The organism is Pseudomonas sp. 2(2015), from assembly GCF_000955865.1.
In the GTDB taxonomy this organism is placed as follows: domain Bacteria; phylum Pseudomonadota; class Gammaproteobacteria; order Pseudomonadales; family Pseudomonadaceae; genus Aquipseudomonas.
On record NZ_JYOF01000004.1, the window covers coordinates 155,839 to 181,791 of the forward strand.

The 25,953-nt window shown below is 62.9% G+C and carries 22 protein-coding genes; 15 read left to right on the top strand and 7 right to left on the bottom strand.

Features of this window, described 5'->3' with window-relative positions; genetic code table 11:
- Nucleotides 1-98: 98 nt before the first annotated feature.
- From UB48_RS08890 to UB48_RS08930, 9 genes are all read left to right on the top strand, one after another.
- Complete coding sequence (locus tag UB48_RS08890; protein WP_045196039.1) at nt 99-1,781, top strand: fatty acid--CoA ligase; 1,683 nt, start codon at nt 99-101, stop codon at nt 1,779-1,781.
- Nucleotides 1,782-2,115: 334 nt separating this feature from the next.
- Nucleotides 2,116-4,014 carry a DUF1302 domain-containing protein gene (locus tag UB48_RS08895; protein ID WP_045196041.1) on the top strand — a complete coding sequence of 633 codons (1,899 nt, stop codon included), beginning with the start codon at nt 2,116-2,118 and terminating at the stop codon, nt 4,012-4,014.
- Between the two features lie 27 nt (nt 4,015-4,041).
- On the top strand, nt 4,042-5,406 hold the full coding sequence (locus tag UB48_RS08900) for a DUF1329 domain-containing protein (protein ID WP_045196580.1): 1,365 nt from the start codon (nt 4,042-4,044) through the stop codon (nt 5,404-5,406).
- A 205-nt stretch (nt 5,407-5,611) separates the two neighbouring features.
- Nucleotides 5,612-8,332, top strand: coding sequence for a LuxR C-terminal-related transcriptional regulator (locus UB48_RS08905; RefSeq protein WP_045196043.1), 2,721 nt, complete (start codon nt 5,612-5,614; stop codon nt 8,330-8,332).
- Between the two features lie 235 nt (nt 8,333-8,567).
- Nucleotides 8,568-10,175 (top strand): tetratricopeptide repeat-containing response regulator, encoded by a 1,608-nt coding sequence (locus UB48_RS08910; protein ID WP_045196045.1) that lies wholly within the window; start codon nt 8,568-8,570, stop codon nt 10,173-10,175.
- On the top strand, nt 10,172-10,864 hold the full coding sequence (locus UB48_RS08915; RefSeq protein WP_045196047.1) for a sensor histidine kinase KdpD: 693 nt from the start codon (nt 10,172-10,174) through the stop codon (nt 10,862-10,864). The genes UB48_RS08910 and UB48_RS08915 overlap by 4 nt, the downstream gene beginning before the upstream one ends.
- A 92-nt stretch (nt 10,865-10,956) precedes the next feature.
- Nucleotides 10,957-11,601: an MBL fold metallo-hydrolase gene (locus tag UB48_RS08920; protein ID WP_045196049.1), complete on the top strand. Its 645-nt coding sequence runs from the start codon at nt 10,957-10,959 to the stop codon at nt 11,599-11,601.
- Between the two features lie 95 nt (nt 11,602-11,696).
- A complete protein-coding gene (locus UB48_RS08925; RefSeq protein ID WP_045196051.1) occupies nt 11,697-12,392 on the top strand; it encodes an OmpA family protein in 696 nt (231 codons plus the stop codon).
- A gap of 412 nt (nt 12,393-12,804) precedes the next feature.
- Complete coding sequence (locus UB48_RS08930) at nt 12,805-13,110, top strand: DUF3077 domain-containing protein (protein WP_082075422.1); 306 nt, start codon at nt 12,805-12,807, stop codon at nt 13,108-13,110.
- A gap of 94 nt (nt 13,111-13,204) precedes the next feature.
- Here UB48_RS08930 and UB48_RS08935 read toward each other — a convergent pair whose 3' ends face one another.
- The 4 genes from UB48_RS08935 to UB48_RS08950 all read right to left on the bottom strand — a co-directional run bounded on the left by UB48_RS08935 (nt 13,205) and on the right by UB48_RS08950 (nt 17,229).
- Nucleotides 13,205-13,789 (bottom strand): hypothetical protein, encoded by a 585-nt coding sequence (locus UB48_RS08935; protein ID WP_045196053.1) that lies wholly within the window; start codon nt 13,787-13,789, stop codon nt 13,205-13,207.
- Between the two features lie 68 nt (nt 13,790-13,857).
- The gene (locus UB48_RS08940) at nt 13,858-14,760 is read right to left on the bottom strand and encodes an acyltransferase (RefSeq protein ID WP_045196055.1); all 903 of its coding nucleotides are present in this window, start codon (nt 14,758-14,760) and stop codon (nt 13,858-13,860) included.
- Between the two features lie 2 nt (nt 14,761-14,762).
- On the bottom strand, nt 14,763-16,859 hold the full coding sequence (pta, locus tag UB48_RS08945) for a phosphate acetyltransferase (RefSeq protein ID WP_045196057.1): 2,097 nt from the start codon (nt 16,857-16,859) through the stop codon (nt 14,763-14,765).
- 31 nt (nt 16,860-16,890) lie between these two features.
- Complete coding sequence (locus tag UB48_RS08950; protein ID WP_082075423.1) at nt 16,891-17,229, bottom strand: DUF3565 domain-containing protein; 339 nt, start codon at nt 17,227-17,229, stop codon at nt 16,891-16,893.
- On the opposite strand from UB48_RS08950, the gene UB48_RS08955 reads away from it, so the two are divergent.
- From UB48_RS08955 to UB48_RS08965, 3 genes are all read left to right on the top strand, one after another.
- On the top strand, nt 17,198-17,683 hold the full coding sequence (locus tag UB48_RS08955) for a peptidylprolyl isomerase (RefSeq protein ID WP_045196060.1): 486 nt from the start codon (nt 17,198-17,200) through the stop codon (nt 17,681-17,683). The genes UB48_RS08950 and UB48_RS08955 overlap by 32 nt on opposite strands.
- Nucleotides 17,684-17,838: 155 nt before the next feature.
- Nucleotides 17,839-18,321 (top strand): glutathione peroxidase, encoded by a 483-nt coding sequence (locus UB48_RS08960; protein ID WP_045196062.1) that lies wholly within the window; start codon nt 17,839-17,841, stop codon nt 18,319-18,321.
- A gap of 117 nt (nt 18,322-18,438) precedes the next feature.
- Nucleotides 18,439-19,542 (top strand): NADH:flavin oxidoreductase, encoded by a 1,104-nt coding sequence (locus UB48_RS08965; protein ID WP_045196064.1) that lies wholly within the window; start codon nt 18,439-18,441, stop codon nt 19,540-19,542.
- Here UB48_RS08965 and UB48_RS08970 read toward each other — a convergent pair.
- Nucleotides 19,511-20,728: a glycosyltransferase family 1 protein gene (locus UB48_RS08970; protein WP_045196066.1), complete on the bottom strand. Its 1,218-nt coding sequence runs from the start codon at nt 20,726-20,728 to the stop codon at nt 19,511-19,513. The genes UB48_RS08965 and UB48_RS08970 overlap by 32 nt on opposite strands.
- A 177-nt stretch (nt 20,729-20,905) precedes the next feature.
- Between UB48_RS08970 and UB48_RS08975 the strand changes: the two genes are divergently transcribed.
- Entirely contained in the window at nt 20,906-22,222 is a 1,317-nt protein-coding gene (locus UB48_RS08975) for a PAS domain-containing methyl-accepting chemotaxis protein (protein WP_045196068.1), read from the top strand.
- 39 nt (nt 22,223-22,261) lie between these two features.
- On the opposite strand, the gene cysZ is transcribed toward UB48_RS08975, so the two are convergent.
- A complete protein-coding gene (gene cysZ / locus UB48_RS08980) occupies nt 22,262-22,990 on the bottom strand; it encodes a sulfate transporter CysZ (RefSeq protein WP_045196071.1) in 729 nt (242 codons plus the stop codon).
- Nucleotides 22,991-23,261: 271 nt separating this feature from the next.
- Between cysZ and UB48_RS08985 the strand changes: the two genes are divergently transcribed.
- Both UB48_RS08985 and trxB read left to right on the top strand, forming a co-directional pair.
- A complete protein-coding gene (locus UB48_RS08985) occupies nt 23,262-23,861 on the top strand; it encodes a peroxiredoxin (protein WP_038993853.1) in 600 nt (199 codons plus the stop codon).
- 135 nt (nt 23,862-23,996) lie between these two features.
- The gene (gene trxB / locus UB48_RS08990; RefSeq protein ID WP_045196073.1) at nt 23,997-24,959 is read left to right on the top strand and encodes a thioredoxin-disulfide reductase; all 963 of its coding nucleotides are present in this window, start codon (nt 23,997-23,999) and stop codon (nt 24,957-24,959) included.
- A 62-nt stretch (nt 24,960-25,021) separates the two neighbouring features.
- On the opposite strand, the gene nadC is transcribed toward trxB, so the two are convergent.
- Complete coding sequence (nadC, locus tag UB48_RS08995) at nt 25,022-25,870, bottom strand: carboxylating nicotinate-nucleotide diphosphorylase (RefSeq protein ID WP_045196075.1); 849 nt, start codon at nt 25,868-25,870, stop codon at nt 25,022-25,024.
- Nucleotides 25,871-25,953: the final 83 nt, after the last annotated feature.

Below are 25,953 nucleotides of genomic sequence, written 5' to 3' on the forward strand. Positions count from 1 at the left end.
GCGGTCAAATCATTCCTTTGGCTGATTTGGCCGCTGTGGAGGCGTTCTAGAGTAAGGCATGTCTTGCCCAGCCTGTGCACTCTAGAAAAGGGACTCCTATGTTGCAGACTCGCGTCATTCCTCCTGCCGAGGACGCTTATCAGTTTCCGCTGTTGATCAAGCGCCTGCTGCTGTCCGGCAGCCGTTACGAGAAAACCCGCGAGATCGTCTACCGCGATCAGCTGCGCTACAGCTACCTGACCCTCAACGAGCGCATCGCGCGGCTGGCCAATGTGCTCACCGAAGCGGGGGTCAAGGCTGGTGACACCGTGGCGGTGATGGACTGGGACAGCCATCGCTACCTCGAATGCATGTTCGCCATTCCGATGATTGGCGCGGTGGTGCACACCATCAACGTGCGCCTGTCGCCGGAGCAGATCCTTTACACCATGAACCACGCCGATGACCGCTTCGTGCTGGTCAACAGCGACTTTGTCGGCCTCTACCAGGCGATCGCCGGGCAACTGACCACGGTGGAGAAAACCCTGCTGCTGACCGATGGCGAGCAGAAAACCGCCGACCTGCCGAACCTGGTCGGCGAGTACGAGCAATTGCTGGCGGCCGCCAGCCCGGTCTATGACTTCCCTGATTTCGACGAGAACTCGGTTGCCACCACGTTCTACACCACCGGTACCACCGGTAACCCCAAGGGGGTGTATTTCACCCACCGGCAACTGGTGCTGCACACTCTGGCGGCTGCGACGGTCACCGGCAGTATCGACAGCGTGCGCCTGCTCGGCAGCAATGATGTGTACATGCCCATCACGCCGATGTTCCACGTCCATGCCTGGGGCATTCCCTACGTGGCGACCATGCTCGGCATCAAGCAGGTCTACCCCGGGCGCTACGAGCCGGAGATGCTTTGCGAACTGTGGCGCAACGAGAAGGTGACCTTCTCGCATTGCGTACCGACCATCCTGCAGATGCTGCTCAATGCCAAGGGTGCCCAGCAACAGGACTTCGGCGGCTGGAAAATCATCATTGGCGGCAGTGCCCTGAACCGCGCCCTGTACGAGGCGGCCAAGGCCCACGGAATTCAGCTGACCGCCGCTTACGGCATGTCCGAGACCTGCCCGCTGGTGTCCTGCGCCCACCTCAACGACGAGCTGCTGGCTGGCAGCGAAGACGAATGCATCACCTACCGGATCAAGGCCGGGGTGCCGGTGCCGCTGGTGGAAACCGCGATTGTCGATGGCAACGGCAACTTCCTGGCGGCCGACGGCGAGACCCAGGGCGAACTGGTGCTGCGCGCGCCGTGGCTGACCATGGGTTACTTCCGCGAGCCCGAGAAAGGCGCCGAACTCTGGCAGGGCGGCTGGCTGCACACCGGTGACGTCGCCACCCTCGACAGCATGGGCGTGATCGATATCCGTGACCGCATCAAGGACGTGATCAAGACCGGCGGTGAGTGGATCTCGTCGCTGGAGCTCGAAGACCTGATCAGCCGCCACCCGGCGATCCGCGAGGTGGCGGTGGTCGGTGTCGCCGACCCGCAGTGGGGCGAGCGGCCATTTGCCTTGCTGGTGATCCACGAAGGCCAGAGCATCGACGCCAAGGTCCTCAAGGAACACCTCAAGCCGTTCGTGGAGCTGGGGCACATCAACAAGTGGGCGATCCCCAGCCAGATCGCCCTTGTTACTGAAATTCCCAAGACCAGTGTCGGCAAGCTCGACAAGAAGCGCATCCGCCTGGACATCAGCCAGTGGCAAGCCAGTAACAGCACCTTCCTCTCGACCCTGTAATGCCGGGCGGGTCGCGCCTGAAGCGGCGCGACCCGCACGCCAGACGCATGGGCGCCTTGTCAAATGACGAAATTAAGCCATTCTTCCCCCAGCCAGCGTAGTGGCCGGTCATGCAGACCCTGCCTGAGGGGTTGGGATGCAAATCACACTTTAGAGGGATCAAGCAGTTCAACCTGCTGGCTATAGTCGGTTCAGGGGATTTTCAGGAACGGGGGATCGCACATGCATGTGCCCAGCCACTCGTTCGAGCAAAAAGGTGCGCTCACACCGCTCGAGCGATGCGTTTCTGCAAAGGACTCACTGCCATAAAAATAAAGTACATGGAGTAGCGTCGATGACATCAGCAAATCTGTTCTGGCGCCGGGCGAAACTGCCCCTGGCCGTCAGCCTCGCTTCTACGCTCGCCGGTCCTGCATTCGGCGTCAGTTTCAACATCGGTGAAATCGAAGGCTCGTTCGACTCGTCGCTGTCGGTGGGGGCGAGCTGGTCGACAGCCAGCCCGAACAAGAACCTGATCGGCGTCAACAACGGCGGCAAGGGGTTGTCGCAGACCTCCGATGACGGCCACCTGAACTTCAAGCGCGGTGAGACCTTCTCGAAAATCTTCAAGGGTATCCACGACCTGGAACTCAAGTACGGCGATACCGGGGTATTCGTCCGTGGCAAGTACTGGTACGACTTCGAACTCAAGGATGAGCATCGCGAGTTCAAGGACATCAGCGACACCAACCGCAAAGAGGGCGCCAAGTCGTCCGGCGGGCAGATCCTCGACGCCTTCGTCTACCACAACTACTCGATCGCCGATCAGCCGGGCTCGGTGCGCCTGGGCAAGCAGGTGGTCAGCTGGGGTGAAAGTACCTTCATCGGTAACGGTATCAACTCGATCAACCCGATCGACGTGGCGGCCTTCCGCCGTCCGGGTGCCGAAATCAAGGAAGGCCTGATTCCGGTCAACATGTTCTATGTGTCCCAGAGCCTGACCGACAACCTCTCGGGCGAAGCCTTCTACCAGCTCGAATGGGACCAGACCGTCGTCGACAACTGCGGCACCTTCTTCTCCCAGCCGGACATCATTGCCGACGGCTGTACCGATAACCTGCGCGTACTCAACAGTGCCAACGCGTTGCCAGCGGCCGCCCGCGGCTTCCTCGCAAGCCAGGGTGTGGACGTCAACGGCGAAGGTGTGCGGGTCGCCCGTGGCCCTGACCGCGATGCGCGAGACAGCGGCCAGTTCGGCGTGGCCTTGCGTTACATGTACGACCCGCTGGGCACCGAATTCGGCGCCTACTTCATGAACTACCACAGCCGTGCGCCGATCTTCAGCGCCCACGGTGCCGATCCGCGGGTCTATGCCGGCCTGGCCGGGCTGCCTGCAGCCTTGCGTCCGCTGGCACCGCTGATCGTCGCCGGCAACTCCAGCTACTTTGTCGAGTACCCGGAAGACATCCGCCTGTACGGCCTGAGTTTCTCCACCACCCTGCCTACCGGCACGGCGTGGAGCGGTGAAATCAGCTACCGGCCAAACGCCCCGGTGCAGCTCAACACCACCGATATCCTGTATGCCGGCGTGCGTCCGATTGGCGGCACCCTGGCCAACGCCTCGCTGCTCAACGGGGTGCCGGGCCAGGACCTGAACGGCTACCGGCGCAAGGAAATCACCCAGTTCCAGACCACCCTGACGCACTTCTTCGACCAGGTCATGGGCGCCAGCCGCCTGACCGTGGTGGGTGAAGTCGGCGTGACCCATGTCGGCGGCCTGGAAAGCGCCCACGATGTGCGTTACGGCCGCGACCCGGTCTACGGCCCAGGCCCGCTGCCGGCAACCCCAGGGGCAGGCAATCTCGATACCTGCTCGGCGATCATCAACACCGGCACCATCAACGGCGCAGGCCCTGGCGCTTCGGACGCCAACCGCAGCCGCAACTGCGAGAACGACGGTTACACCACCAGTACTTCCTGGGGCTACCGCGCGCGCGCCATCTGGGACTACCCGGATGTATTCGCCGGGGTCAACCTCAAGCCGAGCGTGGCCTGGTCCCATGACGTGTCGGGCTACTCGCCAGGCCCTGGCAGCAACTTCGAGGAAGGGCGCAAGGCGATCAGCCTGGGCCTGGATGCCGAGTACCAGAACACCTACACCACCAGCCTGTCGTACACCAACTTCTTCGACGGCAAGTACACCACCGTGGATGACCGCGATTTCATCGCCCTCAGCTTCGGCGTGAACTTCTAAGAATTCGGATTCAGGACGACCATGAAGATGAAAACAACCAAGACTCTGCTGCAAGCCGGTGTACTGGGCCTGTCCCTGTTGGCGACCAGTGTCATGGCGGCGGTTTCCGCCGATGAGGCGGCCAAGCTGGGCGCCAGCCTGACGCCGATGGGCGCTGAAAAGGCCGGTAACGCCGACGGCTCGATCACGGCCTGGAAGCCGCTTGCCAAAAGTGCCGGTAGCGTCGATAGCAAGGGCTTCCTTGCCGACCCTTATGGCAGCGAACAACCGAAGTTCACCATCACCGCGCAGAACGTCGACCAGTACAAGGACAAACTGTCCCCTGGCCAGGTCGCGATGTTCAAGCGCTACCCGGACACCTTCAAGATGCCGGTGTACACGACCCACCGGGGCGCTACCGTACCGGACGCGGTGTTCGCGGCGATCAAGAAGAACGCCACCAGCACCAACCTGGTCGGCGGCGGCAACGGTCTGGAAAACTTCGACACCGCCGTGCCGTTCCCGATTCCGAAAAGCGGCGTCGAGGTGATCTGGAACCACATCACCCGCTACCGTGGCGGCAGCGTGACTCGCCTGGTGACCCAGGCCACGCCGCAGCAGAACGGCTCGTTCAGCCTGGTGTACTTCCAGGACCAGTTCGTCTTCCGCGACCGGATGAAAGATTACGATCCGGCCAACCCGGGCAACGTGCTGTTCTACTTCAAGCAGAAGGTGACGGCGCCAGCGCGCCTGGCCGGTACCGTACTGCTGGTGCACGAGACCCTCGACCAGGTCAAGGAGCCGCGCAAGGCGTGGGTCTACAACGCCGGCCAGCGCCGGGTACGGGCAGCGCCACAAGTGTCCTACGACGGCCCGGGTACCGCCGCCGACGGCCTGCGCACCTCCGACAACCTGGACATGTACAACGGCGCGCCGGACCGTTACGACTGGAAGCTGGAAGGCAAGAAAGAGCTGTTCATTGCCTCCAACAGCTACAAGCTTGACGATCCCAAGCTCAAGTACGCCGACATCATCAAGGCCGGGCACATCAACCAGGACCTCGCCCGATACGAACTGCGCCGGGTATGGCATGTGGTCGCAACCCTGAAACCGGGCCAGCGCCACATCTACGCCAAGCGTGACTTCTACATCGACGAAGACACCTGGCAAGCGGCGGTGATCGACCAGTACGACGGTCGCAACCAGCTGTGGCGCGTGTCCGAAGCCCACTCCCAGGACTACTACAACGTCCAGGTGCCGTGGTACACCCTGGAAGCCATCTACGACCTGCAGTCCGGTCGCTACCTGGCCCTGGGCATGAAGAACGAGGAAAAGCGAGCCTACGACTTCGGGTTCACTGCCTCCAAGGCTGACTTCCAGCCTGCAGCGCTTCGCCAGGAAGGTGTGCGCTAAGTTTCAAACCTCCGTGTGATCTCCCAGAACGCCCCGGCTTGCCGGGGCGTTTCTGTTTGCGCATCCGTGTCGGCTGAGCCTTGTCGTTTTTTGTTGTAGTCTTTTTTCCGCAAAACGGGGCAATCATCTTCAAATGTGCGGTTTAACCCGCTAGTCTGCCCTGATCCGTACTGCCGACGATTCCCTAACTAAAAACGAGCCGGCCATGACTGATCTGTCCCGTACGCAAGGGTTCGCCAGCCAGGCCATGAGCGTCCTGGAGAGCCGTTTCTTTCGCCCGCCGCTGCCCGAAGGCCATGTGCCGCGGGCGCGCTTGTGTCAGCGTTTACAGGCGGGGCTCGGCGGGCGTTTGCTGCTGGTCAATGCACCGGCAGGGTTCGGTAAAAGTTCGCTGGCGGTGGAGTTCTGCCAGGGCCTGCCTAACCACTGGAGCAGCCTGTGGCTGGGGTTGAGCCGGCGCGACAACGATCCCGGGCGTTTTCTTGAGCGCCTGCTCGAGGGCTTGCAACAGTACTGCCCGGCACTTGGCGGCCAGGCCCTGGGATTGCTGAAGATGCGCCAGCGGCACCAGCCGTTTGCCTTCGAAGAATGGCTCGACGGCCTGCTCGATGAGCTGGCTCGCCACCTGCAGCCGCACAATCCCTTGCTGTTGGTACTGGATGATTACCACCTGGCCCAGGGCCCGGTGCTCGACCGCTGCCTGCAGTTCTTCCTCAATCACCTGCCGCCTGGCCTGGTGCTGCTGGTTACCAGTCGCCAGCGGCCGGACTGGCACCTGGCGCGCCTGCGCCTGTCGCGCCAGTTGCTCGAACTCAACGAGCAGGACTTGCGCCTGACCACCGATGAATCCCTTGCCGTGCTGGGCCAGCAACCGACGGTGTTGCGCGGCCAGGCGCTGGACAACCTGATCCAGCGCAGCGATGGCTGGGTCGCCGGTTTGCGGTTCTGGCTGCTGGCGGCCAACGAGGCCGGTGCCGACAGCGCCTTGCCACAGGCCCTGCACGGTGGCGAAGGGCTGATTCGCGACTACCTGCTTGAAGAAGTCATCGAGATGCTGCCGGCCGAAGTGCAGGGCTTTCTCTACGACACTGCCTGCCAGGAGCGCTTTTGCGCCGAGCTTTGCGATGCCCTGCGCGAAAGCCACGACAGCGCCGAGATTCTCCGTTACCTGCAGGCCCACCAGGTGTTCCTGGTGCCGCTGGACGAACATGGGCGGTGGTTTCGCTATCACCATTTGTTCTCCGACCTGCTGCGTACCCGCCAGGCCAGCCTGCCGCTGTCGAGCCTGCATTTGCGTGCCTGTCGCTGGTTCCATGGCCAGGGCCTGCTCGATGAAGCCGTTGAGCAGGCCTTGCGCGCCGGCCACCTGGACGTGGCCGCCAACCTGGTGCAGAACCTCTCCGAAGAGCAACTGCTGGCCGAGCAGAACGTCGGCATGCTGCTGCGCTGGAAGATGGACCTGCCCGACAGCCTGCTGATCAGCACACCGCGGCTGATCGTGCTGTACAGCTGGGCCCTGGGCCTGGCCGGGCAGCTGGATGCCGCCGAAGAACTGGCCAGCCACCTGAGCCGCTTCTTGCCGGCGCCTTCGGCCACCGCACAGAAATCCATGCTCGCTCAGTGGCTGGCGCTCAGCGGGGTGATCGCCCGTGGTCGCGGCGACCGCCAGCGTACCCTCGAATATTGCTCCGAAGCGCTGCACAGCTTGCCGTTCAAGCGTTACGGGCAGCGCCTGGTGTGCCTCTCGACGTTGTCCAACCTGGCCATCGCCGATGCCGATTTCTGGCGTGCCCGCGGCTGGAATCGCGAAGCACTGGAGCTGGCCCAGCGGGTCGGCAACCCGTTGTTCGAAGCCCTGGCCCATTACGACCGGGCACGGGTGCTGCACGCCCGTGGCGAGGTGTTGCGCGCCCTCGATGAAGTGCGCCAGGGCCAGCAGCGCCTGCAGGGTTTGTCGGCGCAACGGTTGTACGCGGCGCGGGCACGCCTGACCCTGTACGAAGGCTACCTGCTGGCGGCCCGGCTGCAACCGGAGGCCGGCCGCAGTCGCCTGCGGGCCGGGTTGATCGAGGCGCGCGCCTGTCGCGATATCAGCGTACTGATCGGCCACTGCGTGATCGCTTCGCTCGATGGCCGTGAAGGGCGCTTTGCCGAAGCCTTTGCCGAGCTTGCTGAAGCCGAACGGCTGATGCACATCTGGGACGTGCCGCCGATTTTCTATCTGGCGATGATCACCCTGGTCAAATGCGAGCTGTGGCTGGCCCAGGGACGCACCGACCTGGCCGAGTCCTGGCTGCTGCGCCTGGGCCAGACCTACGGGGGCGAGCAGGCGGCGGCCGCCCCGGAGTTCCACCCGTTGCTGCCGCTGCATATCGAATTGCAGCAGGCCTTGCTCGAACGCACCCAGGGCCGCCTGGAACAGGCCGCAAGGCGCTTGCAGGCACTGGTGGAGCGCGGCCAGGCCAGTGGCGGGCAGATGCTTTGCGTTACTGCGCTGTGCCAGTGGACGTTGCTGCTGCTGGCCAACAACAACGAAGCCCAGGCGCGCGGCCTGCTGGCGCTGGCGCTCGATTCCGCGCGCGGCGGCGTCCTGCAGCCGTTCCAGCGGCTGTTGCAGGATCACCCGCAATGGCTGCGCGAGCAGTTGCTGCTGCAACCCCAGGGGCCTGCGCAAAGCAGCTTGCTGGCGCTGTTGCCCGCGCTTGAATCGACTGACGCGGGCGGTAGCGGCGAGGCCTTGAGCGCCCGGGAAATGGCTGTGCTCGAACTGATCGCCCAGGGCTGCTCGAACCAGGAAATCAGCGAGCGCCTGTTCATCTCCCTGCACACGGTGAAAACCCACGCCAGCCATATCAACAGCAAGCTCGGCGTCGAGCGACGCACCCAGGCGGTGGCCCGGGCCAAGGCACTAGGCATGCTGCACTAGTTTTGACTCGGCGGTGAACATCCTCGATGATGGCTCAATGCCATTATTTGTTCCGTGGCTGGTACTTGCGTCCAGCAAATATGCGCTCTGTACGCCTCAAGCTATCGCCCTGTGTGGCCGATACTCTGCGAGTGCGGCCCGATTAAGCGCCGCAGCGAATCTACCCGCGAAGCCGAGCCTGTCCGTGAAGGTGTCTCTGCGTCTATTTTTTTATTTGCCATGACAGGTTTCGTGGATGCAGGTCTACAGCCAAAAAAGCTTTCTGATCGTCGATGATTTCTCCGATTTTCGCAGTTCGGCCCGCTCGATGCTGCGCGAGCTTGGCGTGCGTGATGTCGATACCGCCGACAGCGGCGAACAGGCGCTGCGCATGTGTGCGCAAAAACGCTATGACTTCATTCTTCAGGATTTCCACCTGGGTGATGGCAAGAAGAATGGCCAGCAGGTGCTCGAAGACCTGATCCTCGACAAGCTGATCAGCCATGAGTGCGTGTTCCTCATGGTCACCGCCGAAAGCAGCCAGGCGATTGTCCTCAGTGCCCTGGAGCATGAGCCCGACGCTTACCTGACCAAGCCGTTCAACCGCATCGGCCTGGCCCAGCGCCTGGAAAAACTGGTGCAGCGCAAGACCCTGCTCAAGCCGATCCTCCAGGCCCTGGACCGCGGCCGCCCGGCCGAGGTGCTGGCGGCCTGCGCCGAGCTGTGCAAGAAGGACCCGCGCTTCGCCCCGCTGTGCCTGCGCTACCGCGCCGATGCTCTGCGCGACCTGAACCGCTTCGATGAGCTGGAAAAATTCCTCACCACCATCATCGCCAGCCGGGCCACGCCCTGGGCCTATGCCGCCCTTGGCGGCCTGCTGTACAAGCGCAACCAGCTGACCCAGGCCCAGGGTGTGTACGAGCAGGCGCTCAAGGCCTTCCCGATGATGCCCGGCCTGTACGACGGCCTGGCCGAAGTGCTGGTGGCCCAGGGCGAAAGCAAGCGTGCCCAGGGTGTGCTGGAAGAGGCCGTGCGCCTCTCGCCCCTGGCTGTGCGCCGGCAGATGATGCTGGGCAAGCTGGCCCTGAGCAACGATGACTACGACACTTCGTCCAAGGCCTACCGGCATGCGGTCAACCAGGGCCAGAGCTCGCGCTACAAAGACCCGGAAAGCAACCTCGGGCTGGTCCAGGCATTGATGAACAAGAACGCCGGCAACGGCCTGGATGCGCGCACCCGGGTCGAGATCAACACGGTGCTCAGCGAAGTGGCCAAGGAGAACGTCGAAGACCAGGGCCTGCAGGTGCGTGCGCGGCTGATGAAAGCCGCCAGCCTGCAGCAGGCCGGCGACGCCGAAACCGCCGCCAAGCTGACCGAGCAGGCCATGGCCCGGCTGGAGAAGATGGACCAGTTTTTCTCGGTCGAGGCGGCGCTGGTAGTGGCTACGCAATTGCAGAAACTCGGCCAGGAATCTGCCGGTACCGCGATTCTCAAGGGCTGCGTGGAAACCTACGGTGACGACCCTAAAGTCATGCAGAGCGTGGCGCAACTGACCGATGACCCGAGCGTGCTCGGCGCGGTGACCGAAGCGGTCGACCTCAACCGCCAGGGCGTGCGCAGCTACCAGGCCGGCCAGCTCAGCGAAGCCCTGGCGCAGTTCCGCCGGGCACTGACGCTGCAGCCGAAGAACATCAGTATCGCCCTCAACACCGCCCAGGCGCTGTTGCGCATCGGTGGCGAGACACCGCCACCGGCGATCATGGACGAATGCCGCGCGTGCCTGGGCAGCGTCACCGGCATCCCGAAAAGCGATAACCGTTATGATCGCTACCGCAAACTGCACATCCGGGCTTTCGGCGCATGAACCAGGACAATCAGGGGCTGGATTTCTCCACGGTGATCGCCTCCACCGTGCACGACATGAAAAACTCCCTCGCCGCCTTGACCCAGGCCCACAGCCAGTGGCTGGCGCGCCTGCCCGAGGCGCTGCGCAGCGGCAGCGAGCAAGGGGTGATGGAGCATGAGTTCAGCCACCTCAACGGCATGCTGGTGCAGTTGCTGGGGCTGTACAAACTGGGCGTCAACCAATTGCCCATGTGCCCCGACTACCACGAGCTCGACGACTTCATCGAAGCCCAGCTGGCGGCCCAGCAGAACCTGCTGCAGCATCGCGACATCCTCGCCAGCTGGCGCATCGAAACCGCCAGCCCGCTGGGCTTTTTCGACCGTGAACTGGTCGGTTCGGTGGTCGCCAACATCCTCAACAACGCCATTCGCTACGCTGGCCACACCTTGCTGATCAGCGTCAATGACGAGGGCGAGCAACTGGTGCTGAGCATCAACGATGACGGCCCGGGCTTCCCGGCGCGCATGCTCGAGCGCCAGCAGGAATATGTGCAGGGTATCGATGGCCAGAGCGGCAGTACCGGCCTGGGTTTGTACTTTGCCGCACGGATTGCCGGCCTGCATGAGCGCAACGGGGTCAAAGGGCGGATCGAGATTGCCAACGGCGGGGTCCTGGGCGGCGGGCTGTTCAGGCTGTATCTGCCGTAACGCCGGGCGAGGCGGGGTTGGGCTGACGAGCGTCGTCGCAGGCTGTGCCGGCCTGTGCGACACTCCGTCATTTGCTCCACAGGACTGCTGCGATGAACCCGGCCAAGCCCACCCTGATCCGCGAAACCTTCCCCGTCGGCCCGCTGCAGTGCAATTGCACGATCATCGGCGACCCGATCAGCAAAAAGGCCATCGTCGTCGACCCGGGCGGCAACCCCGAGCAGATCCTCGCCCGCCTTGATGCCCATGGCCTCAAGGTGGTGAGCATCATCCATACCCACGCGCACCTGGATCACTTCCTCGCCTCCGGGCAGTTGAAGGAGATGACCGGCGCCACCTTGCACCTGCACAAGGACGACCAGTTCCTCTGGGACAACCTGGAAATGCAGTGCCAGATGTTCGGCGTGCCCTACACCCCGGTTCCGCCGCCGGACCGCTGGCTGGCCGACGACGAAGAGCTGGCCTGCGGCTGTGGCGTGGCCTTGCACACGCCCGGGCACACACCGGGCTCGATGAGCTTCTGGTTCGCCGAGGCCAAGCTGTTGATTGCAGGCGATACGCTTTTTCGTCGTGGGATTGGTCGCACCGATTTGTGGGGTGGCGACCAGGCGACTATCGTTCGTTCCATCAAGCAGCGCCTGTACAGCCTGGATGAAGAGGCTACGGTGGTCACCGGCCATGGCCCGGACACCCGCCTGGGGGATGAGATGCGCCAGAACCCGTTTGTGCGCGCCTGAGATTCCAGGGAATTTTTCTGCTTTGCTGCAATCCAAGGCTGGCATAGATCCGAATCAGATCCGCTGCACTTTCGAATTACAGTAGGAGCTTGTCCATGTTCACCATGCGTCGTTTGATTATCGTCGCTACCGCTGCCGCGCTGATGTCCGGGTGCGCCAGCCCCAACCCGTATGACAGCCAGGGTCAGGCGCAGCAGGGTTCCACAGGGATGAGCAAAACCGCCAAGTACGGCGGCCTGGGTGCGCTGGCCGGTGCCATCGCGGGCGCCGCCATCGACCATAACAACCGCGGCAAGGGTGCGCTGATCGGCGCTGCCGCCGTCGGTGCTGCGGCAGCAGGTTATGGCTACTACGCCGACAAACAGGAAGCCGAATTGCGTGCAAGCATGGCCAACACCGGTGTCGAGGTGCAGCGCCAGGGCGACCAGATCAAACTGATCATGCCGGGCAACATCACCTTTGCCACCGACTCGGCCAACATCGCGCCGAGCTTCTACTCGCCGCTGAACAACCTGGCAAACTCCTTCAAGCAGTTCAACCAGAACACCATTGAAGTGGTCGGCTACACCGACAGCACCGGCAGCCGCCAGCACAACATGGACCTGTCCCAGCGTCGTGCACAATCGGTGGTTACCTACCTGACTTCCCAGGGCGTCGATGGCAGCCGCGTCAGCGCCCGCGGCCTGGGCCCGGACCAGCCGATCGCCAGCAACGCCGACGCCAACGGCCGCGCGCAGAACCGTCGGGTAGAGGTCAACCTCAAGCCGATTCCTGGGCAGCAGTATCAGTAAATTCAGGGTGTAGAAAAGGGGAGCCAGGCTCCCCTTTTTTTGTGCCTGTAATGGCCTCATCGCTGGCAAACCAGCTCCCACAGAGGCCTGGCTAGCATCCTGCAACAGCCTTGTGCTGGTGATTTGAGTGTCCTAGGACCTATCCTACGAATTCTGTCGCCCTGCAGATGATTGCTCCGGGGGAAGTACGCCACTAGGCTCACCAGGTCGCTGAAGTATCAGCGATCGGGTTTGGCGACCCGAGTACATCATTCTGCTTCCATGACGTCAGTCGTTATGGCAGTTGTGCGCGGGAGGGCTTCGGCCCTGCCGGGTTGTCCTGATGTCTCGGTTCGCCAACCTGCGTACAGCTGCCACCATTTCTGTTTGGCGACAGAGGTGGTGCAGCTCCCTTAACATCAGGAGCTTCATTATGAAAAAGATCGTTCCAGACCCACCTGAATTCCACCTTCTCGAAACCACAGAGACGCCCTTCGGCCTCTGCGATGTCGGTCATCCACAGTTATTCGCCGTGCGCGCCGGGGTCAATGTCGAAGATGCGCTGGTGCATGCATCGCTGTATTTGAAGTGCGCGAGCCTGACCGGGCCGCTGGCGGTTGAGCATACCCGTGAGCCGGGGCGAGGGCTTCTTCAGGCGACCCTGCATTCCCATGAAATGGCCAAGGCATTGATCGATGCCTTGCTCGATGGGCTGGAGAGCCGGGCAATCAAGGCTTGAGGCGGCTGATCGCGGGTCAAGCCCGCTCCCACAGAGACAGCACAAAATCCTGTGGGAGCGGCGGTGCGACGTCTCGACTTGACCCGCGATGTACTTAGCTTGGGCTTTTGGTGGTGACTTTCAGCACATCGGTAAAAACGATGACCACAGACTGGCCGACCTTGAGTTTTTTCATGCGTTTCTGAAGGTCAGGATCTTCGACCTTAACGACCCTTTGCGGGCCTTCAGGCGGCATCAGCGTGACTTCGTGGGTTTTCAGGTCAATCTTGGTGATCTTCGAGGTGACCTTGATCTGCCGGAACGCCTCACCACCCGGGTTGGGGTTGTCCTTGGTGGCACGGATGACGCCAGCGTCCTTGCTGATGCCCGGGGCCTTGCTAAGGTCGGTTTCGAGCACGGTAGCAACCGAGCGGTTGACGGTGATGTTGACCAGGTCGCCGACCTTGAGGTTATGCAGGTCCTTGGCCTGTTCGCTCAGCTGAATCGGCACCTCGGAGTTCTTAGGGCCAGCCACTGTAACGATGCGCTTGTCATGGTCGATGGCAAGGACTTTGGTATCCACCATATCTTGGGTAGCGACAGCGTCGATCAGGATGTCTTCTGCCTGCACCGTGAAACTGGCTGCAGACAGAAGCGAAACGACAGCAACAGCATGGGCGAAGCGGCGCAGCGGTTTCATAGGCTTACGTTCCTTGTGATTGCTAGTGAAATCATCGTAGGAAGTGAGCATAGATGCTGTCTGGCAAATTACCCGTCGGCGTTTTGTCGCAGCCGTTCGAGCAGGGCGTCCTTGTCGCTCCACAGCTGGTTGATCCATTGCTGGAAAGCCAGGCGGTAGGTTTCATCCTGGTCGTAGTTCCTGCCGAGGAACTCGGCCGGAATCGCCAGCTCCTCGAAGTGCACGACAATGTGCCTGACCCGCCCGCACAACAAGTCCCAGAACCCTGGCGCACCGTTCGGATAATGAATGGTGACATTGACGATCGACTGCAATTGCTCGCCCATGGCATCAAGCACAAAGGCAATGCCGCCGGCCTTGGGCTTGAGCAGGTGCTTGAACGGTGACTGCTGCTGGCGATGCTTGGCTGCGGTGAAGCGCGTGCCTTCGGCGAAGTTGAAGATCGCCGTCGGCTTGCCGCGGAATTTGGCGCAGGTGCGGCGAGTGGTTTCCAGGTCTTTGCCGGCCTTTTCCGGGTGCTTGGCCAGGTACGCCTTGGAATAGCGCTTCATGAACGGGAAGCCCAGCGCCCACCAGGCCAGGCCGATCACCGGCACCCAGATCAGCACCTGCTTGAGGAAGAACTTCAGCGGGCGGATACGCCGATTGAGCACGTATTGCAGCACCAGGATATCGACCCAGCTCTGGTGGTTACTGGTGACCAGGTAGCTGTGCTGGTAATCCAGCCCGGCCAGGCCCTCGACCTGCCAGCGGGCCTTGCCCAGCAGGTTGATCCAGGCATTGTTGTTGCTGATCCAGGCCTCGTGAATGTGGCGCATCAGTTCATCGGTGAGGCGCTGCGCCGCGGCGAATGGCAGCAACAGCTTGAACAGGCTGACGATGAACAGCGGGGTGCAGCAGACGATGGTGTTGAGCCCCAGCAGCAGCGAGGCGATAACCCCGCGCAGTGGCGCGGGTAGCAATCCGAGCATGTTCAACTATCCAGTGAGCGGTTGGCCTGAATGGCGGTCAGGGCGATGGTGTAGACGATGTCGTCGACCTGGGCGCCGCGCGGCAGGTCGTTGACCGGCTTGCGCAGGCCTTGCAGCATCGGCCCCAGGCTGACGCAATCGGCGCTGCGCTGGACGGCCTTGTGGGTGGTGTTGCCGGTGTTCAGGTCGGGGAACACGAATACCGTGGCGCGGCCAGCCACCTGGCTGTTGGGCGCCAGTTGCCGGGCGATCTCCAGGTTGGCGGCGGCATCGTATTGCAACGGGCCATCGATCAGCAGGCCGCGCTGGGTTTCCTGGGCCAGCAGGGTGGCTTCGCGGACCTTCTCGACCTCTTCGCCAGTGGCCGAATCACCGCTGGAGTAGCTGATCATCGCCACCCGCGGGGCAATGCCGAAGGCTGCGGCGGAGTCGGCGCTCTGCAGGGCGATTTCCGCCAGTTCATTGGCCGTCGGGTGCGGGTTCATCACGCAGTCGCCGTACACCAGCACCTGCTCGGGAAAGAGCATGAAGAACACCGATGACACCAGGCTGCAGCCGGGGGCGGTCTTGATCAGTTGCAGGGCCGGGCGGATGGTGTTGGCGGTGGAGTGCACCAGGCCCGAGACCAGGCCGTCGACCTCGTCCAGGGCGAGCATCATGGTGCCGATCACCACCGGGTCTTCCAGTTGTTGCTCGGCCATCGGTGCATTGAGGCTTTTGCTCTTGCGCAGGCTGACCATTGGCTCGACGTAGCGCTCGCGGATCAGGTCCGGGTCAAGAATCTCCAGGCCCTCGGGCAAGGTGATGCCCTGGGCGCGGGCCACGGCCTGGACGTCGTCGGGCTTGGCCAGTAACACGCAGCGGGCGATGCCGCGAGCCTGGCAGATGGCGGCGGCCTGCACGGTCATCGGTTCTGCGCCTTCGGGCAGGACGATGCGTTTGTTGGCCTGCTGGGCGCGCTGGATCAACTGGTAGCGAAACACCGCTGGTGACAGGCGCAGTTCGCGCGGGGTGCCGCAGCGCTGGTGCAGCCAGTCGGCGTCCAGGTAGCTGGCGACGAAATCGGTGATCAGCTCGGCGCGCTCACGGTCATCCACCGGGATTTCCTTGTTCAGGCCGTTGAGCTGGTTGGCGGTGTCGTAGGAGCCGGTGCTCACCGAAAGGATCGGCAAGCCGGCCAGCAGCGCGCCCTGGCACAGTTCGAGGATGCGCGGGTCGGGCTTGCTGTCGCTGGTCAGCAGCAGGCCGGCCAGCGGTACGCCGTTGATCGCCGCCAGGCTCACGGCGAGGATGATGTCGTCGCGATCGCCCGGGGTCACCACCAGGGTGCCGGGCTTGAGCAGCGGCACGGTGTTGGCCACGGTCCGGGCGCAAATGATGATCTTGTTCATGCGCCGGGTTTCGTAGTCACCGGCGTTGAGCACCTGGGCACCGAGCAGCTCGGCGACGTCGCGGGTGCGCGGGTCGTTGAGGCCGGCCTGGAACGGGATGCAGCCGAGCAGGCGGAAGTCGCCGCCACGCAGCAGCGGCGAATGCTCGGTCAGGCGCGCGGCGAAGGCGTTCATGTCTTCGTCGGTGCGCACCTTGTTGAGGATCACCCCAAGCACTTTTGGGTCGCGCGGGCCGCCGAACAACTGGGCCTGCAGCTCGACGCGCCCGGACAGCTCGGTGAGCACTTCGTTTTCCGGCGCCGAGACCAGGATCACCTCGGCATCCAGGCTCTTGGCCAGGTGCAGGTTGACCCGCGCGGCGTAGCTGGCGTGGCGGGTCGGGACCATGCCTTCGACCACCACCACGTCCTTGCCGACGCAGGCCTGCTGGTACAGGGTGATGATCTCCTCGAGCAGTTCATCCAGCTGGCCATCGCCGAGCATGCGCTCGACATGGGCCAGGCTCAGCGGCTGGGGCGGCTTCAGGCCATGGGTGCGGGCAACCAGTTCGGTGGAGCGTTCCGGGCCGGTATCGCCCGGGTGCGGCTGGGCGATCGGCTTGAAGAAGCCGACCTTGAGGCCGGCGCGCTCCAGGGTGCGCACCAGGCCCAGGCTGATCGAAGTCAGGCCGACCCCAAAGTCGGTCGGCGCGATAAAAAATGTCTGCATGCGAGCTTCTCGAAATGAGCTGTGCAAAGAATCAATTGCCAAGGGTAGCGCTATCGGCCCCCTGAGCGCACCAGCCACAGGCAAATGCCTGGCCGATGCGTTGCTGGCGTTGCTCGGGGTCGAGCACCCAGCTGCGTGATTGCCAGGGCGGCTGGTGGCGCAGGTGCTGGGTGTGTCCGCACGACAGCTCGACCACCCAGTGGCCGTCCTCGTCCTGATGGAAACCCAGCACCTGGCTGAAGTATCCGGCAACCCGTTTGTCCGGGTTGCGTTCGCTTTCAGGCGATGCCTTGGTTACACTTGTTCGTTCTACATTCTTATGCAAAAGGTCTCGCCCCATGCTGATCGCCGCCAACAAGGCTGTCTCCATCGACTATACCCTCACCAACGACGCTGGTGAGGTCATCGACAGCTCCGCCGGCGGCGCTCCGCTGGTCTACCTGCATGGCGCAGGCAACATCATCCCGGGCCTGGAAAAAGCCCTGGAAGGCAAAACCACCGGTGACGAGCTGGACGTTGCCGTCGAGCCGGAAGACGCCTACGGCGAATACCTGGCCGAGCTGGTCAGCACCCTGAACCGCAGCATGTTCGAAGGTGTCGACGAGCTGGAAGTGGGCATGCAGTTCCACGCTTCGGCGCCGGATGGCCAGATGCAGATCGTCACCATTCGCGACCTGGACGGCGACGACGTCACCGTTGATGGCAACCACCCACTGGCTGGCCAGCGCCTGAACTTCAAGGTCAAGGTCGTCGATGTTCGTGATGCCAGCGAAGAAGAAATCGCTCATCGCCACATCCATGGCGAAGGTGGCCATCACCACTGATTTTCTGCGCTAAGCTCAGAGAGTCGCGAAGGCGCCCGGGCAAGTCCGTCGCACTCCAGCAGGGGAAGACGGCTTGGCAGGGCGCCTTTTTAATGGGCTGGTTTTATTGATTGCAGCCCGCAGCGACAACCGGGATCTGGAAAGGGGAGTACGTCATGAGTGCATTTCACGACCTGAAGTTGCAGGCACTGGATGGCCAGGAGTTGCCTCTGGCGCCGTTCAAGGGCCAGGTGGTGCTGGTGGTCAATGTCGCCTCCAAGTGTGGCCTGACCCCGCAGTACGCGGCGCTGGAAAACCTCTATCAGCAGTACAAGGGCAAAGGCTTCAGCGTACTGGGCCTGCCGTGCAACCAGTTTGCCGGGCAGGAGCCGGGCACTGAAGAAGAAATCCAGAAGTTCTGCAGCCTGAACTACGGCGTGACCTTTCCGTTGGGCAGCAAGCTGGAGGTCAATGGTCATGACCGCCATCAGTTGTACCGTTTGCTGGCCGGTGAAGGTGCCGAGTTCCCTGGCGATATCACCTGGAACTTCGAGAAGTTTCTGGTTGGCAAGGACGGCCGGGTATTGGCGCGCTTCTCGCCGCGTACCGCGCCGGATGATCCGGCGGTGGTGCAGGCGATCGAGAAGGCCTTGGCCTGATCGGTTGATCGCGGGGCTAGCCCCGCGATGCTGTTTAATCACCCAGATCAATAGTACTGGGCCACCCGAACGGCTCACCCTATCCTCAGGCGCATTCCCTCTTCCCAGGAGCGCCGCATGTCCGCCACCGCACTGTTCAAACCCTTCCAATTGGGCGCCCTCGAGCTGCCAAGCCGCGTGGTCATGGCACCGATGACCCGCACCTTCTGCCCCGGCGGCGTGCCCCACGCACAAGTGGTCGAGTACTACCGCCGCCGCGCCGCTGCCGGCGTTGGGCTGATCATCACCGAAGGCACCACCGTCGGTCACCAGGCTGCCAATGGCTACCCGAATGTGCCGCGTTTTTACGGCGACGACGCCCTGGCTGGCTGGAAGAATGTCGTCGATGCCGTGCACGCCGAAGGCGGGCGCATCGTGCCGCAGCTCTGGCACGTGGGCAGCGTGCGCCGCCTGGGCACTGAGCCGGACGCCAGCGTGCCGGGTTATGGCCCGAGCGAGAAGCTCAAGGATGGCCAGGTTGTGGTGCACGGCATGAGCAAGGCCGATATCCGCGAAGTGATCGAGGCGTTTGCCCAGGCCGCTCGCGATGCCCAGGCCATCGGCATGGATGGCGTCGAGATCCACGGTGCCCACGGCTACCTGATTGACCAGTTCTTCTGGGAGGCCAGCAACCAGCGCACGGATGAGTACGGCGGCGACCTGGCCGGCCGTTCGCGTTTTGCCATCGAACTGATCCAGGCGGTGCGTGCGGCGGTGGGCCCGGAATTCCCGATCATTTTCCGCTTTTCGCAGTGGAAGCAGCAGGACTACAGCGCCCGCCTGGTACAGAGCGCCGAGGCCCTCGGCGCCTTCCTGCAGCCATTGGTAGACGCCGGTGTGGATATCTTCCACTGCTCGACCCGGCGCTTCTGGGAGCCGGAGTTCGAAGGCTCGGACCTCAACCTGGCCGGCTGGACCCGCCAGCTCACCGGCAAGCCGACCATCACCGTCGGCAGCGTCGGCCTGGATGGCGAGTTCCTGCAGTTCATGGTGGCGACCGACAAGGTGGCGCAACCGGCCAGCCTTGAGAACCTGCTCAAGCGCCTGAACAACGATGAGTTCGACCTGGTGGCGGTGGGCCGGGCGCTGCTGGTCGACCCGGAGTGGGCCGCCAAGGTGCGCGATGGCCGCGAGCAAGACATCCTGCCGTTCAGCCGTGAGGCGTTGACGACCCTGGTTTGATCGCAAGCGTCGCCGGGCCTGGGCGCGCAATGCTGCCCTGGTCCTGGCGACAGGCTGCCTGCAGGTGCGCTTCGAACTGTTCGACAATCGCCGGCCAGCCTTGGCGGCTGGCGTGCTGGCGGGCATTGAGGCGCACCCGGCGCAGAGTTTCCGGCTCTTCCAGCAACCAGCAGGCGGCATCGATAAAGGCTGCTGCATCCCCCGGCATGGCCAGCGCACCGCTATGCCCGTGGCGAATGTGCTGGGCTGCCGCGGCTTGATCGTAGGCAACCACACCCAGGCCTGAGGCCAAGGCTTCTAGCACGACGTTGCCGAAGGTTTCGGTCAGGCTGGGAAACACAAAAATATCCCCTGATGCATAGTGTTCAGCCAGGCTTTCGCCGCGCTGGGCGCCGCAGAATATTGCGCCCGGCAGGCGTTGTTCGAGCACGCTGCGTTGCGGCCCGTCACCGACCACGATCAATTTGATGCGCCGTTGCGGATACTGCTGTTGCAGGGCGTCCAGGCAAGGTTGCAGCAAACCTAGGTTCTTCTCGGCGGCCAGGCGTCCGACATGCAACAGGGCAATATCATCGGCGCCCACCCCCCATTGCTCACGCAGCGCCTGGCTGCGCCGCGCCGGGTTGAACAACTGGCTATCGACTCCCCGGGCCATCAGGCTGAGGTTGTCGAAGCCGCGCCGTTCCAGCTCCAGGCGCTGGCTTGGGCTGGGCACCAGGGTGCTGTGGGTGCGCCGGTGGAACCAGCGTAGGTAGTGGGTCAGCAGGCGCGCCAGCAGGCCCAGGCCGTATTCGCTGGAGTACTGCTGGAAATTGGTGTGAAAACCGCTGACCACGGCGATCCCCAGGCGCCGCGCCGCGCGCAGGGCGCTCAGGCCCAGCGGGCCTTCGGTGGCGATGTACAGTACGTCCGGGCGCTGCCGGCGCCAGCGGCGCAGCAGCTTGTGCATCGACACCTGGCCCCATTGCAAACCCGGGTACCCCGGCAACGGCCAGCCGCGGCACAGCAGCAGGTTGTCGTCGCTGGCCGAGGGCAGTTCGGCCGCTTGCCGCGGGCGCACCAACTCGACCCGATGGCCGCGCGATCGCAAGCCATCGCTGAGGCGGCCAAGGGTGTTGGCCACGCCGTTGATCTCGGGTGGGAAGGTTTCGCTGATCAGGGTGACATGCAGGGGCGGTGTGCTCATGAAGCCAGTTTCGACCGTGCCGATTGCCGCTCTATGACCGCAAAATGACAGATCGATGACGCCTGATTACTGGCGATTTCAGGTGCGCAAATATTTCCCAGCAAGTGACTCAAGATTGCAGGTCCGCCAGCCGATGCAGAAGCATTCGAATGACTGATTTCGCTCCGGGAGAGCGTCATGTTCAACAGCAAACTCAAGCAAGAAATCCTCCGGCTGCGCGAAGAACTGCAATCAGTGGAGCAAGTAAAGTGCAGCCTCGACAGTGAGATGCTGGTGCTGCAGCTCGATCCGCAGGGGCGCATCGAATCGGTCAACAGCAATTTCGAAAAAGAGATGCTCTACAGCAGCCATCAACTGATTGGCCGCAACATCGAGGAAATCGTCCCGGCGCACGTCAAGCAACTCGACTTTTACCAGCGCATGAAGCACGCCATTGCCCGTAGCGAGCATCTCAATGGTGCTTTCCGCCTGCTGCGGGGCAATGGCGAAGAGGCCTGGCTGCGCTCGATCCTGCAGCCGGTGAAAAACAGCGAAGGGCGCATCAAGTATTTCACCCTGCACTCCAGCGACCTGACCCGCACCATTGAAACCTCCCGCGAGCACGAGAGCCTGATCAAGGCGCTGATGCGCTCCACGGCGGTGATCGAGTTCAACCTCAACGGTGAGGTGCTGGCCGCCAACGAGCGCTTCCTGCAGACCATGGGCTACAAGCTCGACCAGGTGGTGGGCAAGCATCACCGTCTGTTCTGCGAGCCGGAAGAGTACAACTCGGTGGGCTATCACGCGTTCTGGGACAAGCTGCGCCGTGGTGAGTTCGTCGCCGAACGCTTCAAGCGCATTGATGCCCATGGCCGCGTGGTGTGGCTGGAGGCGTCTTACAACCCGATCATCGATGCCCACGACGTGCTCTACAAAGTGGTCAAGTTCGCCACCGTGATCACCGATCAGGTCAACCAGGAAACGGCCGTGGCCCAGGCCGCCGACATTGCCTACACCACCTCGCTGGAAACCGACGCCTGTGCGCGCAAGGCCACCGAAGTGGTGACCCAGACCGTTGACGTCATGCGCGGCCTGGAAACTTACATGCAGGAGGCTGCCGAAGGCATCGAGGCGCTGGACAAGCAGTCGCAGGTGATCGGCTCGATCATCAAGACCATCAGCGACATTGCCGGGCAGACCAACCTGCTGGCCCTCAACGCCGCCATCGAGGCCGCACGTGCCGGTGAGCAGGGCCGCGGCTTTGCCGTGGTCGCCGACGAGGTCCGGCAACTGGCCTCGCGCACCAGCACCGCCACCGAGGAAATCGCCCGGGTGGTGCAGCAGAACGAACAACTGGCCAAGGCAGCGGTGGACATCATCGACAGCAGCAAGCGCCAGGCCGAGCAGGGCCTGTCACTGGCCGGGCAGACCGGCACGGTGATCGTCGAGATTCAGGACGGTGCACAGAAGGTGGTCAACGCGGTAGGGCAGTTTTCCAACCAGCTGTCGAGCTGATGGTAGTGCCGCGTAGCCGGGCGGCTACGCGGCGCTGCTTCAGGTACGCTCGCGGACCCAGAACAGCGTGGCGCCGGCCACTGCTGCCGGCATCATCAGGATGTTGAGAAACGGCACCAGCAGCACCAGGTACACCGAGCCACCAAAACCCAGGCTCTGCCAGCGCTTTTCGCGCAGCCAGGCGAGCATGTCCTGCCAGCTCATCTTGTGGTTGTCGGCCGGGTAGTCGATGTACTGGATGGCCATCATCCAGATCCCGAACAGCAGCCACAGCGGCGCGGCGATGATGTTCACCACCGGGATCAGCGAGAGGATGAACAGACCGATCGCCCGTGGCAGGAAGTAGCCCAGCTTGCGCGCTTCGCGGCCCAGGGTACGGGGCACCATGGCGGTGAGTTCGGCCCAGCTGAAGGCCGGAAAGTCATCGGTACCGCGCACCACCACTTCGACCTTTTCCGCCAGGAAACCATTGAACGGCGCGGCAATGATGTTGGCCAGCATGGTGAAGGTGAAGAACACCATCAGCCCCACCAACACCACGAACAGCGGCCACAGCACGTAGTTGAGAAAACTCAGCCAGCTCGGCAGGCTGGGCATCAGCGAGTCGACCCAGAGGCTGAACTGGTGGCCGGCCAGGTAGATCAGGCCGACGAACAGCAGCAGGTTGACTGCCAGCGGCAGCAACACGAACAGGCGCAGGCTCGGGCTCAGGACCAGTTTCAGCCCTTCACGCAGGTACTGTGGGCCAGAGAGGACAGGGGCTTGCATATAAGGGAAGGCTCCGGGTAAAGGCAAACGCGCTGACCTTACCGAGTTTGCGCGACGGGCGAAAGCGCGGCGCAGAGCGAGAAACGGGCTGTAACAAAACCTCGGCAGCATCTTCGGCCAGGGCTCATAGATAAACCGCGCGCGCCTTTGCTGATGAATAGAGCCGGCCTATAAGGTGGATTGTCTAAGGATATTTCCTTAATCTCTGCCACCTCGCTAAAGTGCGCACATCTTTTCAACGCCTTCGAATTCTGACTTTCAAGGAGTTTCCATGAGCATTCTGGTCAACAAGCAAGCCCCTGATTTCGACGCGGCGGCAGTGTTGGGCGACGGTTCGATCGTCGACAGCTTCAAGCTTTCTTCCCTGCGCGGCAAGTACGTCGTGCTGTTCTTCTGGCCGCTGGACTTCACCTTTGTCTGCCCGTCGGAAATCATTGCTCACAACAACCGCATGGACAAGTTCCGCGAGCTGGGTGTGGAAGTGGTCGGTGTTTCCATCGACTCGCAGTTCACCCACCACGCCTGGCGCAGCACGCCGGTGGAGAAGGGCGGTATCGGCGCGGTCGAGTTCACCATGGTCGCCGACGTCAAGCACGAGATCACCCGTGCCTACGGTATCGAGCACGATGACGGCGTGGCCCTGCGTGCCTCGTTCCTGATCGACCAGCAAGGCGTTGTCCAGCACCAGGTGGTCAACAACCTGCCGCTGGGCCGTGAAGTCGACGAGATGATCCGCCTGGTCGAAGCCCTGCAGTTCACCGAACAGCACGGTGAGGTCTGCCCGGCCGGTTGGCGCAAGGGCCAGAAAGGCATGAAGGCCGACGCCAAGGGCGTTGCCGACTACCTGGCCGAGAACGCTGCCAGCCTGTAAGGCTGTGGCTTAACGCTTTTCAGGACCTGCGACCCAAAGCCTTCCCCAAGTGCTTCGCAGGTTCTTTTTTATTCCAGCCGGCAATCCCGGCAAAACGATGCTGGCCAGCAAGTGCCAGGTCGAAAGGAGTGTGACATGTCTGAAGTACGCCATTCGCGAGTGATCATCCTCGGTTCCGGCCCTGCCGGTTACAGCGCCGCCGTCTACGCCGCGCGCGCCAACCTCAAGCCGCTGCTGATCACCGGCATGCAGGCCGGCGGCCAGCTGACCACCACCACCGAAGTCGACAACTGGCCGGGCGACGCCCACGGCCTGACCGGCCCGGCGCTGATGCAACGCATGCAGGAACACGCCGAGCGTTTCGAAACCGAAGTGGTGTTCGACCACATCAACGCCGTTGACCTGGCCAGCAAGCCGTACACCCTCAAGGGCGACAGCGCCACCTACACCTGTGACGCGCTGATCATCGCCACCGGCGCCAGCGCTCGCTACCTGGGCCTGCCATCGGAAGAAGCGTTCATGGGCAAAGGCGTTTCCGCCTGCGCGACCTGCGACGGTTTCTTCTACCGCAACAAGCCGGTCGCCGTGGTCGGTGGTGGCAACACCGCCGTCGAGGAAGCCCTGTACCTGGCCAACATCGCCAGCAAGGTCACCCTGGTTCACCGCCGCGAGACCTTCCGTGCCGAGAAGATCCTCATCGACAAGCTCAACGCCCGCGTGGCCGAAGGCAAGATCGAGCTGAAACTCAATGCCACCCTGGACGAAGTGCTGGGCGACGACATGGGCGTCACCGGTGCGCGCCTGAAGAACAACGACGGCAGCTTCGACGAAATCAAGGTCGACGGCGTGTTCATCGCCATCGGTCACACCCCGAACACCTCGCTGTTCGAAGGCCAATTGACCTTGAAAGACGGCTACCTGGTAGTCAACGGCGGCCGTGACGGCAACGCCACCGCGACCAACGTTGAAGGTGTGTTCGCTGCCGGTGACGTGGCTGACCACGTGTACCGCCAGGCCATCACCTCGGCCGGTGCCGGCTGCATGGCCGCGCTGGATGTCGAGCGTTACCTGGATGGGCTGCAGAACGCAGCGCTCTGACAGGTTTGATGGTGAACAAAAAACCGGCCTGATGGCCGGTTTTTTTGTCTCTGCATTCTGCCTCAGAGGCTCAGGCGCATGGACAGGTCCACCGCTTTTACATCCTTGGTCATCGCCCCGATGGAGATGTAGTCGACACCCGTTTCAGCGATCACCCGCAAGGTGCTTTCCGTCACCCCGCCGCTGGCTTCCAGCTTGGCCTTGCCGGCATTCAGGCGCACCGCTTCGCGCATGTCGTCCAGGCTCAGTTCATCGAGCATGATGATGTCGGCGCCCGCTTCCAGCGCTTCTTTGAGCTCATCCAGGCTTTCGACCTCGATTTCTACCGGCTTGCCCGGGGCAATGCGGTGCGCGGCGCTGATCGCCTGGGCGATGCCACCGCTGGCGGCGATGTGGTTTTCCTTGATCAGGAAGGCGTCGTAGAGGCCGATGCGGTGGTTATGGCAGCCGCCGCAGGTGACCGCGTACTTTTGCGCCAGGCGCAGGCCGGGCAGGGTCTTGCGAGTGTCGAGCAGTTTGACCTGGGTGTCGGCGACCTTGTCGGCGAGGAACTGCGCGTGGCTGGCAACGCCTGAGAGCATCTGCAGGAAGTTCAGCGCCGAGCGCTCGCCACTGAGCAAGGATCGGGCCGGGCCTTCAAGGTGGAACAGTACCTGGTTGGCGCTGGCGCGCTCGCCATCAGCGACCTGCCAGTGCACCGCAACCCGTGGGTCGAGTTGGCGGAACACCGCGTCGACCCAGGCCGTGCCGGCAATCACGCAGTCATCGCGGGTAATGATGGTGGCCTTGGCCAGGCGCTCGGCCGGGATCAACTGGGCGGTGATGTCGCCACTGCCGATGTCTTCAAGCAACGCACGGCGCACGTTGGCTTCGATTTCGGCGGTCAGGTCGGCGAGGCGTAAATTCGGCATGGCGGGCTCCACAAGCTAAGTGCTGGCGATTATAGGGCAGGGCAGCCCGCGCTTGCAGCAAACACTGTAGTGGCGGCCAAAGC